We start from the raw sequence: 14,174 nt of genomic DNA, 5'->3' as shown, positions 1-14,174 counted from the left end.
TTCGAGCCCTATCCTGAGCGATGTCGGAGGAGGTGTGGGAAATCTGTTTTAACAATCAGAAATCAGACCTCAGAAATCGGATATGGGTATTCATGCAAAAAGCATTTGTACTTGAACTTGATATTTGAACTTTCAAAGGTTTGACACGAATGGCACTAATTTGCACGAATGTACCGGATGTCATTTCGAGCCCTGTCCTGAGCGAAGTCGAAGGAGCTGTGAGAAATCTATTCAAATATTAAATATTCAGACCTCAGAAATCGGATACGAGTATTTATGCAAAAATCATTTGTACTTGAACTTGATGTTTGAACTTTCAAAGGTTTGACACGAATGGCACTAATTTTTACGAATGTGCGTCTTCTTCTTAGGGGGAGAACGACTGCATCTCCACGAGCTTTTTATAGCCTTTTTTGGATTTCATCAGTTCTTCATGGGTGCCCTGTTCCATAATCTCACCCTTGTTCAACACTACAATAGAATCTGCATTTTGGATGGTGGACAAACGGTGCGCAATGACGATGGAGGTGCGGTTTTTCATCATTTTCTCCAGCGCATCCTGTACCAAGCGTTCACTTTCGGTATCCAAGGCCGAAGTAGCTTCGTCCAAGATCATGATCGGTGGGTTTTTCAGTACGGCCCTGGCAATGGACAGGCGCTGTTTTTGTCCGCCACTCAATTTATTGCCACTGTCCCCAATATTGGTGTCGTACCCATGGGGAAGGTCCATAATAAACTCATGGGCATTGGCCACTTTGGCGGCAGCCACGATCTCTTCGGTGGTGGCATTTTCCTTGCCCATGGCAATGTTGTTCTTTACCGTGTCATTGAACAAAATGGAGTCTTGGGTCACCAATCCCATAAGCCCGCGAAGCGATTTTTTGGAGATTTTTTTGATGTTGGTCCCGTCAATCAGGATTTCCCCTTTATTGACATCGTAGAAACGAGTGACCAGATTGGCCACGGTGCTCTTTCCGCTTCCGGATTGCCCCACCAAGGCTACGGTATGGCCTTTATCAACCTTTAGGTTGAAGTTTTTCAGTACATAATCGTCCTCATATTTGAAAGATACGTTTTGAAGCTCAATACCTTGGTTGAAATCGGTTTTCTCCAGTGCATTCTCGGCATCTTTAATGGGGTTTTCGGATTCCAGTATCTCCAATACCCGTTCCGCAGCGGCATTTCCTTTTTTAACTCCGTAAGAGGCCTTACTTATGGCTTTGGCCGGGGTCAGGATATTGAAGGCCAGACCCATGTAGGATATGAAGGAAGCGGCGTCCAGCGACCCTTCCAACAGTACCATACGGCCTCCAAACCAAAGTAGTACCCCAAAGACCAAAATCCCCAAAAACTCTCCCGTTGGCGATGCCAAATTTTGTCGGTTCAGCAAGGAGTTGGAGAACTTGAAAAAACGACTGGTTGAATTTTGGAAGGTCTTAAAGAATTTAGATTCGGCATTAAATGCTTTGATGACCCGCAGTCCACTCAAGGTCTCTTCCACAATGGAAAGGAACTCGCCCTGTTCTTTTTGTACCCGGTCCGATTTACGTTTGAGGGATTTCCCGATCCTGGAAATGATCATTCCGGCGATGGGAATAAAAATGAACACAAAAATGGTAAGCTTTACACTGATCAGGAACATTACAATGATCGTGAACAATATGGTAAGGGGTTCCCGTACGATCAATTCCAAAATGGAGAGGAAAGAATGTTGTATCTCCAGTACATCGGAAGTGATCCGTGCAATGACGTCCCCTTTTTTCTTTTCGGAAAAGTAGGAAATGGGCAGGTCCACAATCTTTTCGTACATCTTGTTACGGATATCCTTGAGCACCCCATTCCGTAAAAACGTGATGAAGTACATGGCCAAATAGTTGAAGATGTTTTTGAACAGGAACAGGAACAAAATCAGTCCTACGGCCAAAACAAGCCCTTTCATGGGGTCATTTCCCGAATATTGGGTGACTTGGTAGTTCATGTAGTCCATAAAGTAATCCTTCAATCCTCCTATGCCTTCCAATTTTGGAGGGGTGTGTACCTGTTGGGTCTTATCAAACAGCACATTGAGCATTGGGATAAGGGCAGCATAGGACAATGCACTGAAAAGTGCATAGAGGATATTGAAGAAAATGTTCAAAAAACCGTATTTACGGTAAGGTCCCGCAAAACGGAGAATCTTTCTAAAGTAGTTCATTCACCTACAAATTCAGTTCGGAAAGGATACCGTCTATTTTGGCATCCAACTGCGAATTTACGGATTTAAAATCCTCGGCCTTGTCCAATTTGGCATTTGTACTGATGTAAAACTTCACTTTGGGTTCCGTTCCGCTGGGACGGGCGGCGATTCGGGTGCCGTCTTCCGTTTCGTAGATCAATACATTGGATTTGGGCAATTTGATGCTTTTTTCCTCACCGGTCTGCACATTTTTGGCGATGGAGGTGTTGTAATCCTCAATCCACAATAACTTTGATCCTTGGACGGTTTCCACGGGATTTTCTTTGAAATCCTTGAGCATTTGTTTGATTTCCTCTGCGCCACTGATGCCTTTTTTGGTCAAGGAAATCAACTTTTCCTTATAGAACCCAAACTGTACAAAACAGTTGATCAGCTCCTTATAGAAAGAACCTCCTTCGGCCTTGGCGCTGGAGGCGGCTTCGCAGGCGAGTAGGGTAGCGGTAACGGCATCCTTGTCCCGGACAAAATCACCCACCATATACCCAAAGCTTTCCTCACCGCCCCCAATAAATTTGGAGTTGGGGAAATCCTTGATCATTTTACCGATCCATTTAAAGCCCGTTAAAGCCGTCTTGTACTCTACACCATAAGCTTTTGCCATTTGTTCCACCATGGGGGTGGACACAATGGTTGAGGCTATGAATTCGTTGCCTTTGAATCCTTTTTCCTTGTAGCGGTCCAATAGGAATTTGGTCATCAGCACCATGGTTTGGTTGCCGTTGAGCAGTTCCATTTTTCCTTCAAGGTTTCTAACGGCTATTCCCAAGCGGTCACTGTCCGGGTCGGTACCTACCACCATGTCCGCACCAATTTCTTCGGCCTTGGCAATGGCCATGGCCAGTGCTTCCGGCTCTTCAGGGTTGGGGGATGCCACTGTGGGAAATCCGCCATCAGGCTTTGCCTGTTCTTCAATGATGGTGACATTGTTGTAGCCTGCACGCTTCAACACCTCTGGAATGGCTGTGATTGAAGTGCCGTGTAAGGAGGTGAACACAATTTTGAAATCGTCTTTGCCTTTGGCATTGAAACTGCCATTCTCGACAGAAGCTTTGAAAAAAGCCTCATCCACCTCTTTGTCAATATGTTGAATCAGACTTTCATCGGCATCGAACTTGATGTCCTCAAAGGAAAGGGAATCGATTTCCGCAATGATCTCACCATCCTGGGGTGGCACAATTTGTCCGCCATCGGCCCAATATACTTTGTATCCATTGTATTCTGGCGGATTGTGGGAAGCGGTGAGGACAATCCCTGCATGACAGCCCAAATACCGAACTGCAAAGGATAGTTCGGGGGTGGTGCGCAATTCGGAGAACAGATACACTTTTATGCCGTTGGCCGCAAAGACATTGGCCACGGTTTTGGACAGCGTATCCGAATTGTGCCTGCAATCATAGGCGATCACAACTTTAAGGTCGGAGTCGGAATACGTTTTCTTTAAATAGTTGCTGAGACCTTGTGTATTCTTGCCCAAGGTGTATTTGTTGATTCTATTGGTGCCCACACCCATAATGCCTCGCATGCCTCCTGTGCCAAACTCCAGATCTTTATAAAAACGTTCCTTGAGTTCTTCTGGGTCGTTCTGGATCAGGTTTTGGATCTCTTTTTTTGTCTTTTCATCAAAAAAATCGGTCAGCCAAGAGTGTGCTGTGGAAGTAATGGCGTCCATAGTGTTTAGCTAAAATTTATTGTCTTAAAAATACAAAGATTATGGGTTACAAAACCCTAAAGATTGATTTTATTGGAAATGGTGTATCGGGTATCATTTTTTCTGGAGCGTACCATGATTTCACCGATAAAGCCCGCCAAAAACATTTGGGTTCCCATAATCATGGCAGTCAGGGCGATATAGAACTGTGGTCGTTGTGTGATCAGGCGTCCGGTTGGGTTCAGAAACAACTTGTCTATGCCCAAATAGAGGGAAAACCCGAAGCCTACGATGAACATTAAAACGCCCATAGCTCCAAAAAGGTGCATGGGTTGCCTACCAAATTTGGAAACGAACCAAATGGTGATCAGGTCCAAAAATCCATTGATGAAACGTTCCGCCCCAAATTTTGTGGTACCGTATTTTCGGGCTTGGTGTTGAACGACCTTTTCGGTAATTTTTGTGAACCCTGCATTTTTGGCCAACACGGGTATGTAGCGGTGCATTTCACCATGGACCTCAATGGTTTTTACTACGTTATGGTCAAAGGCCTTTAAGCCACAGTTGAAATCGTGCAATTTTACCCCAGAAGTTTTTCGGGCCGCCCAATTGAACAACTTGGAGGGAATATTTTTGGTGATGACGGAATCGTACCTTTTTTTCTTCCAGCCCGAAACCACTTGGTTGCCTTCTTGGGTAATCAAGTTGTACAGTTCGGGGATTTCTTCGGGATTGTCCTGTAGATCGGCATCCATGGTGATCACCACTTCGCCCTGCGCCGCCTTAAATCCAGCGTGGAGGGCTTGGGATTTCCCATAATTCTTTAGAAAACGGATTCCCCTTACATGTTCATTCTTTTCGGAGAGTTGGGTGATGGTTTCCCAAGAACCATCGGTACTGCCATCATCAATAAAAATGATCTCATATAAAAAATGATTGGATTGCATTACGCGTACAATCCAATCATGCAGTTCGTGGAGCGATTCTTGCTCGTTAAGTAAAGGAATTACAATGGAAATCTGCATTTCTTGTTTCTGGAATTCCTTTCAAAAGTAGTATTTTTTGCCTTAGTAGGCGGGTTTTTCCTTTTTCAGGATCAAGCCGGTAATCAAACCTAGTACCAACCCAATGACACAGCTAATGATCAAACCAATTGGGTAGCGCATCCAAGCAAGATTTTTTTGCATTTCCACCCCCTTCTCCCATTGCTCCTCGGTCAAGGATGGGTTTTGTTCAAAGGCTTTCGGCTTGGCGATTTCCATGGCCTTATCCATAAAATCGGGTTCAATAAAATTCGTAAGGACGTATTGGAACAAGAGGGATATGATGGCGGAGACAAGGGCAATACCTACTGCGACTTTTAAGGCTTCGCCAATCTTCAAGTAACCCCCATTGGCTTTTTTAAACGCATTTACCCCCAAGAAAATGGCCACAGCCGTTAAAATAACGGAAACGATCATGACGGGAGCGCTTGTTTCGTAATGCAGTTTTTGTGAATAGAGCATTACGCCGAACACGACTGAAACCACGCCTAACAAAAGGCCATAATTTAGAGCGAATTTACCGGTTTTTGGTTGTTGTTCTTCCATATAAAAAGTTTTTAGTGTTGATCTGTTTGTTAGTGGACAAAAGCGTAACTTTGTTACAGCTAAAGGTAGTTTTTTTCTTTTTTCCATTTTTAAAGTTGGAGGTGTCAAAGAAATCATTAAATTTGCACCTCGAAAATTCTGAGATTAAGTATTTAAGACGATGAGAAAAGGTATACACCCAGAGAATTATAGATTAGTGGCTTTCAAAGACATGTCCAACGAGGATGTGTTCATCACCAAATCCACTGCAGAGGCAAAAGAGACCATTAGCATTGATGGTGTTGAGTATCCTTTGGTAAAGTTGGAAATCTCAAGAACTTCGCATCCTTTCTACACCGGTAAGACCAAATTGGTGGATACCGCTGGTAGGATCGATAAGTTCAAGAACAAGTACAAGAAATTCAAGAAAGAAGAGAAGAAGGCCGAGTAGGTCCGTACTTTCAACGAAATATATGAACGCTCCTGATGCTTTATCAGGGGCGTTTTTTAATTTTAGGGCAATCTAAACAACTGTTATGAACTATATCCTTTCTGATGGTGACTACCGAAAAGCGATGCTTCCCTTTACGTTTACCCGGCCCGTGGCCGAGATTCGTATAGGGATTTTGACCCTACGGGAAAAGTGGGAAAAATGGTTGCAGACCCAGGTTAGTTTCCGGACCGAAGACTATCTCTCCAAAAAGTTTCCACTTGTTGCCGCAGATGAGAATGTAGTGATCATAGGGAACATCCTTCCTGATGTCCCATTGGTGAAGCAGATAAAACAGTTGGGGATGGGACAAGCCTTGGTCTACAAAAACGAGGTGGTTGCCTACGGGACAAACGAACCGGAAAAGCCTTTCCGCTTGGATGATTATGAAAGGGTTGAATACAAATCGGAAGTCTTTGCCCTAAAAAACACCTGGGACATTTTCAGTAGAAATGGAGAGGCTTTGGAAGCTGATTTTGAATTGCTGACCAAGGGGAGGAAGAGTGCCCCCATATCGGACACCAATAGTCTAATACATCCTGAGAGAATCTTTGTGGAGGAAGGAGCTACGGTTGAACACAGTATATTGAATGCCACCAAAGGGTCTATCTATATTGGCAAAAAAGCCGAAATCTGGGAAGGAAGCCTTATCCGCGGTGGATTTGCCCTGTGCGACCACGCCATTGTGAAAATGGGAGGAAAGATTTACGGGCCTACCACTGTGGGGCCTTATGGAAAGGTTTGTGGGGAAATCAACAACTCGGTTATTTTTGGACATTCCAGTAAAGGGCATGAGGGCTATCTAGGAAACTCTGTGCTGGGAGAATGGTGCAATATCGGGGCTGCTTCCAACAACTCCAATCTAAAGAATAATTACGCCAAGGTCCGATTATGGAATTACGATACCGAAACTTTTGACCATACGGGGCTCCAGTTCTGTGGTCTTATGATGGGAGACCATAGTAAAACGGCCATCAATACCATGTTCAATACGGGTACGGTCATTGGGGTGAACAGCAATATCTACACTCCTGGGTTCCCTCGAAACTTCATCCCAAGTTTTAGTTGGGGCGGGGCATCGGGATTTAAGGAATACCACCCCAAAAAAGCCTCTGAGGCTGCCAAGGTGATGATGGCCCGTAGGGGTAAGGAGTTTGACGAGGTTGAGGAAAGTATCCTGAACAAGGTCTTTGAACTGACACAGAAATGGCGCAAGTACTAGGTGAAAACCCACTGGATTTTGGCCGATAAAGCTTTCCGTAATATTATTTCCAGTCTGGGTGTCGTTTCAATTCCTTTTCCAAAGCAGTTTTAATATCAGCCTGTTCGGTAGTAAGCGAATCTAAAAACAAGGGATTCTTCTCCAATAGATCGTTGCTCAGGTGATAAAATGTACTGTCTGGGTACAATTTATAATCCAACGAACGTACAAATTGGTTTCGGTAGCGGTTTACATTTTTACCCCATTGCGGGTCATAATGAACAAATGCGGTTTCCCTTGGTGTATATGCCCCTCCGGTCAATAATGGATAAAAACTTTTTCCATCGGAATTGACCTCAGCCTTGACCATATCTCCCAGTGTTGGGAAAAAATCACTGAATTCTATCAGGTCATTAAACACCTTACCTTCTTTGATTTGAGAGGGCCAATAAGCCACGAGGGGCACATGGGTACCTGCATCTATGGTATTTCCTTTGGCTCCTTGAACAGCACCTTCCACCAGTTGCGATGTAATGGAGGGATGTGTGCCATTGTCCCCTGTGAAAATGATCAGTGTGTTTTCATCCAGTTGTAATTCTTCGAGTTTACGAACAATCTTGCCTACAATCTTATCGGTGTAGGCCACCATGTCCTTAAAATAGGTGGTGTCGTTCTTATATCGGTTTTCGGAATCACTCCAATTCTGGGAATCCGGAGTGGGAACAAAAGGGTCATGGACCAAGACCATGGGGTAGTATACAAAGAAGGGTTGGTCCTTTTTCCGTTCGATAAAATCCAATATATAATTGGAAAAAATGTCTGGGCCATAATCATCCGAATTGCGTTCCAAGATTTGACCATTTTGTTCGATCAAGGGGTCGGCATAACGACCACCTTCTTTTCTGGGCTTGGTCAATTGCCAAAGGCAGTACTCGTCAAATCCAAATTTGTTGGGTCTGGTATTGTCATTCCAATCCGATATGATGTCCTTATAGGACAAGCCGTTCAATTGCCACTTTCCAGCAATACAGGTTTCGTATCCTGCATCTTGCATCAAGTTTCCAAAGGTGTATTCCGAAAGGTTTAAATGTCCGAAATGATCGTAATTGCGGTAGTTGTATTTGCCTGTCATGATCTTCACCCTTGAAGGGGTGCATAGAGGTTGGGAAACACAATTGGCAAAACGGATTCCTTGCGAGGCCAGTTGGTCGATATTGGGGGTTTGGTATGAAGTAGAACCATAGGCCCCAATGCATTCGTACCCCATGTCATCGGCCATAATAAGAATCACGTTGGGCATCTTGGTGCTCTTTTCCTTAGTGCATGAAGCTACCCATATGGTGAGCAGTAGGATTAGGGGATTGAATTTGGTTTTCATGGTGGTTGGAATGGTTATAATCTCTTGTAATGAAATCGGAATGGTCCTTTTTCAAACATAGGTATTGGCAAAATCATAAATGTAATGGAAAAATACCTTGGAATCAATGGATTGAGGTATTTATGGGGCCACAGTTACAATATCAGTTGTCTGTCCTGTTCCGCCAAGGGCAAAAAGCTAATATCCAAATAGCCTCCACTGGCATTATCATCACTTACTATTTGAGGTTTCCCTTTAATGGCTTCCAAGGAATTTTGATGGATGTGACCCGTAAATATGCCCAAGAGGTTAGGGGCATTGAAAACCTCCTTGTGAAAGTTGAGCGTGGTGGCGGTATGTCCTTCTTCCGGCCATTTGGGACGCCGTTCCAATTTAAAATTCCGGTCAGTGGCCGCTCCCCAATTTGGATTGCCACATCCAAAGGAAATACTCTTTCCGGGCGCATATAATGGAATATGTACCAATAAGACCAGAGGGACCCCACTGGCTACGTGCTCCTTAAAAAAATCCAATTGCTCCTGGTTGATTTGATAGGTGGAATTATCGATGGCCAAAAATCGCACGCCTTTGATGTCATAAGCGGCCATCAATGGATGGTTTCCTTGGTATAAGGGCAATAATCGTTTCTGGATCCAGGTATCGCGCAAATCTTCCAAAGGGCCTTCCATACCCTCGTAGTGCCAATCATGGTTCCCGGCAATGTAGATGTAGGGAATACCGGTTTCCTTCAATTTTGACAATACCCACTCAATGGCGACTTCGGAGGGGAAGCTGAAAATATCCCCGACCAAGGTAATCACATCGGCATTGACTTTTTTGGCGAAAGCCAGGGTTTCTTCAAAGGCTTCTTCTGGATTGGTCTGTTCCCGTGTTTTAAAATGTGTGGTCCGGTTGTAGGCTTTGGCCATGCGCCCACTATACTCTTGATAGGGGATTCCCCTGTCATCATCCTTGAATAAATGGGTGTCGGCAATATGGACCACCTTGATGGATTCATGGATGACCTCGGCATAGAAAAAGACCTTTTCCTGTTCCACGGTGGTACAAACCTTTAGGGGTTTGGCGGTTTTCTTCTCCGAAGTATTTGAAAAAGCTTCCGAGGTAAACCCTATCCCCATCAGTGCGGCAGTGGTTTTTTTGAAAAATGGCCTACGTTTCATATACTATCCTTGGTTGGTCAAACACAAAAGCCATATAGGTAAGCCATATCTCTTGACTGCCTTATCCATAACTTTTGGAAGAGCGTGAGCTTAAAAATAATCATTCCCTATTTAAAGTAAAATACTCTTGGACATCCCCATACTTCAAGATATGATCATAGGTAGGGTCAAATTCAAATCGTAGAAACTCTGCATATGTTTTGCCTTGGAGATAAATGGTGGATGATTTATACTCCAATTGATCAATAGGTTCCAAATTGGGGTACAAGGTGTACAACTCGTCCGGCAAGGTAGATAAAACAGGATAGTTCTCTTGGTCACTTGCTATGCCCCAAAAGGTCACATCGCAGTCATCAGCACTTATTATTGGCTCAGGATCTCCAAAATAGCTCACCCTTCTCACGTAATCGGTGTTCGTTGTGAAATCAAAACCGATGATACCGTCTTGGGTAAAACTTACACTTGGCTTTTCGGGAATGACACTGATGGTGGGTTTTGGACCCAATATGCTATATTGGTATCTGGCATTATCGTTGATCTTCATGTCAAAAAAAGTCTTGTAATGGGTAAAGCGGTCCAAAGCACCTAAGGGAATCTGCATGCCATTGTTGATATCGTTTACCTCAAGGCAAAAATATCCGGTATGGGTCTTAAAGCTGGTCTCGTTCTCATATCCCACCATTTGTAAGGTGTAATTTTCATTTTCCGGAATCAAGGGGAAATAAGTATAGCTATCGAAAGCTTGAAAATCTCCATAGTCGATGGTCAGGTCATTGCCCGCATCTGGGTTTTGGAAAAAAAGATATTTTAACCCCTCATCGGCATGTAGAATGCTCATCATATAGGAGGTGTTTTCCCAATTGTTAATGCCGGATTGGATAATGGTGGTGTATCCAGCACTATGGGAACTGGAACTAGAATTTGGATGTTCAGAGAACCGCAGGGTGGATAAATTACCTCTATTGCCGTTTCCTAAATCGTGAAAATAATTATTGAGCACCGGAAATTCCCCTGGGATATTTTCTGTGGTCAATGTAAACTCTCCCAAATGGTTTGGGGCGGGGCTGCCGGGCAATCTTGTAGGATACTGGGATTTTAGCCAATTACTACCTTTGGAAACGCTGGGATACGAAATAATGTTGAATTGAGATCCTTCACAGGATGTTTGTATGTTATCTACGGTAAGGAACCGGGTACTTATCCTACGTAGGAATAAAGTAACTGTGAACGTATCCGTAAGTTCTGAATCCAGGGCAGTAAATTCTAAAATATCTCCACTTTCATAGGGTTTGTAGTCCAAAAGATTTCCGTCGGAGTCATGCAAGATGATCCAGTTGTCCTGTGTACTTGTATCAAAAAAAGCGGGGTCCGAACTAAATGTAAAATAGACCACCGGCTCTGGTTCGGGTTCGGGTTCTGGCTCCGGGTCCGGAGTTGAGCCCACGGGCTCTTTTTCAACAGGAGATTCTTCCTTGGAGCAGCCAATGGCCAAAAACAAACTGAAAAATAAAAGCAAAAAAACTTTTGGGGCGAGGTTGAATTTTTTATTCATACGAATCAAAATAGTTATTCCCGTGTTATGGTAAAATACTCAGTGATATCCCCATACTTCAAGATATGATCATAAGTAGGGTCAAATTGATCACGGAGAAACTCAATATATTCTTTATCTTGGAGATATAAGGTTGATGATTCATACTTCAATTCATCAAAAGGTACCAAATCAGGGTATTTGGTATACAGTTCGTCTGGAAGGGGAGATAGTATAGGATAGTTTTCTGGATTACTTTCTACGCTCCATTCGGTAATACTGCAATTATTCGGGCCCAGCGGTTCCCGTCCTCCAAAGTAGTCAGTTCTTCTTATGTAATCAGCATTGGTTGCAAAGTCAAAATTGATTACATCATCTTGGGTGAAGCCAATACTCGGTTTTTCAGGGAAGAAAGTGATATTGGGTTTAGGTCCCAATAATTGATAGTGGTATTCGTAATTTCCATAATCAATATCAAGAAAGGTCTTGTAATGGGTAAAACGGTCTAAAAAACCCAGAGGAATCTGTATGCCATTGTTGTCATCATGAACGCTCAAACAATAATATCCGTTGTAGGTTTTAAAACTGGTTTCATCTTCAAATCCAAGCAATTGTATAAAATACCTTTCATTTTCCGGAATAGTAGGAAGATAGACATAGCTATCAAAAGATTGCAAGTCCTCATAATTTATGGTAAGGTCACTTCCCTCATCAGGGTTTTGGAAAAAGGTATATTTTAACCCCTCATCAGCATGTAAGATGCTCATCAGGTAGGAGGTGTTGGCCCAATTTATTCTCCTGCTTGTCATGGTCGTATATCCAGAATTGTATGACATTACCCCGCTACCTCCCGAAATGTATTGTCTCAAAGTGGACAAGTTGCCCCACTTGACATTTCCAGATCTGTAGAAAAGATCATTGCGTATTGGATATTCGCCGGATATATTCTCAAGGGTCAAAGTAAATTGTCCCAAGTTGTTTGGAGCTGGGTCGGCTTGCAGTCTACTGGAATAAAATGAATTTACCCAATTACTTCCTTTGGAGACCTCAGGATATGAGGTGAGGTCTATATGGGACCCTTCGCACTGTACAGGTTCGTCTCCTTCCATATAAGCCAATGTTCTATCTCTGTAAGAGAATAGGGTAACCGTGATCTTGTCCGTTACGTCGGAATCCAAGGCGGTAAACTCCAAAACCTCCCCACTTTCATAGGGTTTATGGTCCAAAAGATTTCCATTGGAATCATATATAATTATCCAATGATCTTTATCAGCAGTATTAATGGTGCCATCGGATAAAAAAGTAAAATAGACCACCGGCTCTGGCTCCGGTTCTGGCTCCGGGTCCGGGTCCGGGTCCGGAGTTGAGCCTACGGGCTCTTTTTCAACAGGGGATTCTTCCTTTGAGCAGCCAATGGCCAAAAACAAACTTAAAAATAAAAACAAAAAAACTTTTGGGGCGAGGTTGGATTTTTTATTCATACGAATCAAAATAGTTATTCCCGTGTTATGGTAAAATACTCAGTGATATCCCCATACTTCAAGATATGATCATAGGTAGGGTCAAATTGATCACGGAGAAACTCATCATATTCTTTATCTTGGAGATAAATGGTGGATGAGCCGTATTTTATTTGGTCGAAAGGCACTAAATTGGGGTACTGGGTATACAGCTCATCTGGAAGAGCGGACAGTTGCGGATAATTCTCTTGAGTACATTCTATCTTCCAATAGGTGGCATGACAATTTTCGGCACTTATAGGCTCTTGACCTGCAAAATAATCAGTCCTTCTTATATAATTGGCATTGGTAGAGAAATCAAAACCGTTGATGCCATTCTGGGTAAATGCCAAGCTCGGTTTTTCTGGAAAAGAGGTGATGTTGGGTTTTGGCCCCAAAATACGGTAATGATATCGGTGATCGCCAAAGTTAATGTTGAAAAAGGTTTTGTAATGGGTGAAGCGGTCTAAAAAGCCCAAGGGAATCTGCATGCCATTGTTGACATCATTGACTTCCAGACAAAAATACCCGGTATGGGTCTTAAAGCTGGTTTCATTTTCATATCCTACCATTTGCAGGGTATAACGTTCGTTTTCCGGAACCACAGGAAAATAAGCATAGCTGTCGAAAGCTTGGAAATTTCCATAGTCAATGGTCAGGTCACTGCCCTGATCGGGGTTTTGAAAAAAGAGATATTTTAACCCCTCTTCCGCATGTAAGATGCTCATCAAATAGGAGGTGTTTTCCAAATTTCGAATGCCATTTTCAACCATTTTGGTATACTCGGTACTATGGGTGATCGTGCCCCCCGATCCAAACTCAGGAAATCGTAGGGTGGATAAGTTTCCGAAATTATTTCCCTCTAAATTCATATTGAAATTGTTGAGTATGGGATATTCCTCTGGAACAGAACCCGATCTAGGTATATTCTCCACGGTCAACGTAAACTCCCCCAAATTGTTGGGGGTAGAGCTGCTGGGCAATCTAGATGGGTATCTGGACATTACCCAATGACTTCCTTTGGATATGCCGGGATAAGAGACCAAATTGGACAACGACCCTTCACAGGTTAGACTTGTTTCACCTTCCAGATAACCTATGGTTCGTTCCCTATATGAAAATAAGGTGACCGTAATCTTATCCGTTACGTCAGAATCCAAGGCGGTAAACTCCAACACCTCTCCACTTTCATAGGGTTTATGGTCAAGGACGTTTCCATTTGAGTCGTAAACAATCACCCAATTGTCTTCATAATCAGTATTTGTGGTATTGGTGTTGTCAACGGTTAAAGTAAAATAGACCGCAGGTTCTGGTTCTGGTTCTGGTTCTGGTTCTGAACCTACAGGAGGGGGTTCATTAGGAGCTTCTTCCTTGGAACAGCCAATGGCCAAACAAAGGCTCACAAATAAGAGCAAAATAACTTTTGGGGCGAGATTGGATTTTTTATTCATGGTAAAGGTTTC

11 protein-coding genes are annotated in these 14,174 nt (G+C 43.3%); 2 read left to right on the top strand and 9 right to left on the bottom strand.

Going from position 1 to position 14,174, the window contains the following annotated elements:
* Positions 1-367: 367 nt before the first annotated feature.
* Genes F8C76_RS06045 through F8C76_RS06030 form a run of 4 tightly spaced genes read right to left on the bottom strand, consistent with a single transcriptional unit; the run spans position 368 to position 5,560 of the window.
* Positions 368-2,194, bottom strand: a complete 1,827-nt coding sequence (locus tag F8C76_RS06045; RefSeq protein ID WP_152130880.1) for an ABC transporter ATP-binding protein — start codon at positions 2,192-2,194, stop codon at positions 368-370.
* 4 nt (positions 2,195-2,198) lie between these two features.
* Complete coding sequence (locus F8C76_RS06040) at positions 2,199-3,905, bottom strand: phospho-sugar mutase (RefSeq protein ID WP_152130879.1); 1,707 nt, start codon at positions 3,903-3,905, stop codon at positions 2,199-2,201.
* Positions 3,906-3,961: 56 nt separating this feature from the next.
* Positions 3,962-4,909 carry a glycosyltransferase family 2 protein gene (locus F8C76_RS06035; protein ID WP_152130878.1) on the bottom strand — a complete coding sequence of 316 codons (948 nt, stop codon included), beginning with the start codon at positions 4,907-4,909 and terminating at the stop codon, positions 3,962-3,964.
* Between the two features lie 42 nt (positions 4,910-4,951).
* Positions 4,952-5,560, bottom strand: coding sequence for a DUF4199 domain-containing protein (locus F8C76_RS06030; RefSeq protein ID WP_249042365.1), 609 nt, complete (start codon positions 5,558-5,560; stop codon positions 4,952-4,954).
* A gap of 73 nt (positions 5,561-5,633) precedes the next feature.
* On the opposite strand from F8C76_RS06030, the gene F8C76_RS06025 reads away from it, so the two are divergent.
* Both F8C76_RS06025 and F8C76_RS06020 read left to right on the top strand, forming a co-directional pair.
* The gene (locus F8C76_RS06025; RefSeq protein WP_129652715.1) at positions 5,634-5,903 is read left to right on the top strand and encodes a type B 50S ribosomal protein L31; all 270 of its coding nucleotides are present in this window, start codon (positions 5,634-5,636) and stop codon (positions 5,901-5,903) included.
* A gap of 85 nt (positions 5,904-5,988) precedes the next feature.
* Positions 5,989-7,164, top strand: a complete 1,176-nt coding sequence (locus F8C76_RS06020; RefSeq protein WP_152130877.1) for a GlmU family protein — start codon at positions 5,989-5,991, stop codon at positions 7,162-7,164.
* Positions 7,165-7,207: 43 nt separating this feature from the next.
* Here F8C76_RS06020 and F8C76_RS06015 read toward each other — a convergent pair whose 3' ends face one another.
* From F8C76_RS06015 to F8C76_RS05995, 5 genes are all read right to left on the bottom strand, one after another.
* On the bottom strand, positions 7,208-8,521 hold the full coding sequence (locus F8C76_RS06015) for a sulfatase family protein (protein WP_211372120.1): 1,314 nt from the start codon (positions 8,519-8,521) through the stop codon (positions 7,208-7,210).
* A 134-nt stretch (positions 8,522-8,655) separates the two neighbouring features.
* Entirely contained in the window at positions 8,656-9,681 is a 1,026-nt protein-coding gene (locus F8C76_RS06010) for a metallophosphoesterase family protein (protein WP_152130876.1), read from the bottom strand.
* Between the two features lie 100 nt (positions 9,682-9,781).
* On the bottom strand, positions 9,782-11,233 hold the full coding sequence (locus F8C76_RS06005) for a hypothetical protein (RefSeq protein ID WP_152130875.1): 1,452 nt from the start codon (positions 11,231-11,233) through the stop codon (positions 9,782-9,784).
* A 14-nt stretch (positions 11,234-11,247) separates the two neighbouring features.
* Complete coding sequence (locus tag F8C76_RS18695; protein ID WP_170283986.1) at positions 11,248-12,693, bottom strand: PLP-dependent aminotransferase family protein; 1,446 nt, start codon at positions 12,691-12,693, stop codon at positions 11,248-11,250.
* Positions 12,694-12,707: 14 nt separating this feature from the next.
* Entirely contained in the window at positions 12,708-14,162 is a 1,455-nt protein-coding gene (locus F8C76_RS05995) for a hypothetical protein (RefSeq protein WP_152130874.1), read from the bottom strand.
* Positions 14,163-14,174 lie beyond the last annotated feature (12 nt).

The organism is Flagellimonas olearia, from assembly GCF_009184425.1.
In the GTDB taxonomy this organism is placed as follows: Bacteria; Bacteroidota; Bacteroidia; order Flavobacteriales; family Flavobacteriaceae; genus Flagellimonas; species Flagellimonas olearia.
Note: the sequence above shows the minus strand (reverse complement) of the source record. Positions and strands in the feature narration are given on the sequence as shown.

Excerpts from the sequence above, each read along its gene's own strand:
- F8C76_RS06015 (WP_211372120.1), bottom strand. The coding sequence starts at position 8,521 with ATGAAAACCAAATTCAATCCCCTAATCCTACTGCTCACCATATGGGTA.
- F8C76_RS05995 (WP_152130874.1), bottom strand. The coding sequence starts at position 14,162 with ATGAATAAAAAATCCAATCTCGCCCCAAAAGTTATTTTGCTCTTATTT.
- F8C76_RS06020 (WP_152130877.1), top strand. The coding sequence starts at position 5,989 with ATGAACTATATCCTTTCTGATGGTGACTACCGAAAAGCGATGCTTCCC.
- F8C76_RS06045 (WP_152130880.1), bottom strand. The coding sequence starts at position 2,194 with ATGAACTACTTTAGAAAGATTCTCCGTTTTGCGGGACCTTACCGTAAA.
- F8C76_RS06005 (WP_152130875.1), bottom strand. The coding sequence starts at position 11,233 with ATGAATAAAAAATTCAACCTCGCCCCAAAAGTTTTTTTGCTTTTATTT.
- F8C76_RS06040 (WP_152130879.1), bottom strand. The coding sequence starts at position 3,905 with ATGGACGCCATTACTTCCACAGCACACTCTTGGCTGACCGATTTTTTT.
- F8C76_RS06010 (WP_152130876.1), bottom strand. The coding sequence starts at position 9,681 with ATGAAACGTAGGCCATTTTTCAAAAAAACCACTGCCGCACTGATGGGG.
- F8C76_RS06035 (WP_152130878.1), bottom strand. The coding sequence starts at position 4,909 with ATGCAGATTTCCATTGTAATTCCTTTACTTAACGAGCAAGAATCGCTC.
- F8C76_RS06025 (WP_129652715.1), top strand. The coding sequence starts at position 5,634 with ATGAGAAAAGGTATACACCCAGAGAATTATAGATTAGTGGCTTTCAAA.
- F8C76_RS18695 (WP_170283986.1), bottom strand. The coding sequence starts at position 12,693 with ATGAATAAAAAATCCAACCTCGCCCCAAAAGTTTTTTTGTTTTTATTT.
- F8C76_RS06030 (WP_249042365.1), bottom strand. The coding sequence starts at position 5,560 with ATGGAAAAAAGAAAAAAACTACCTTTAGCTGTAACAAAGTTACGCTTT.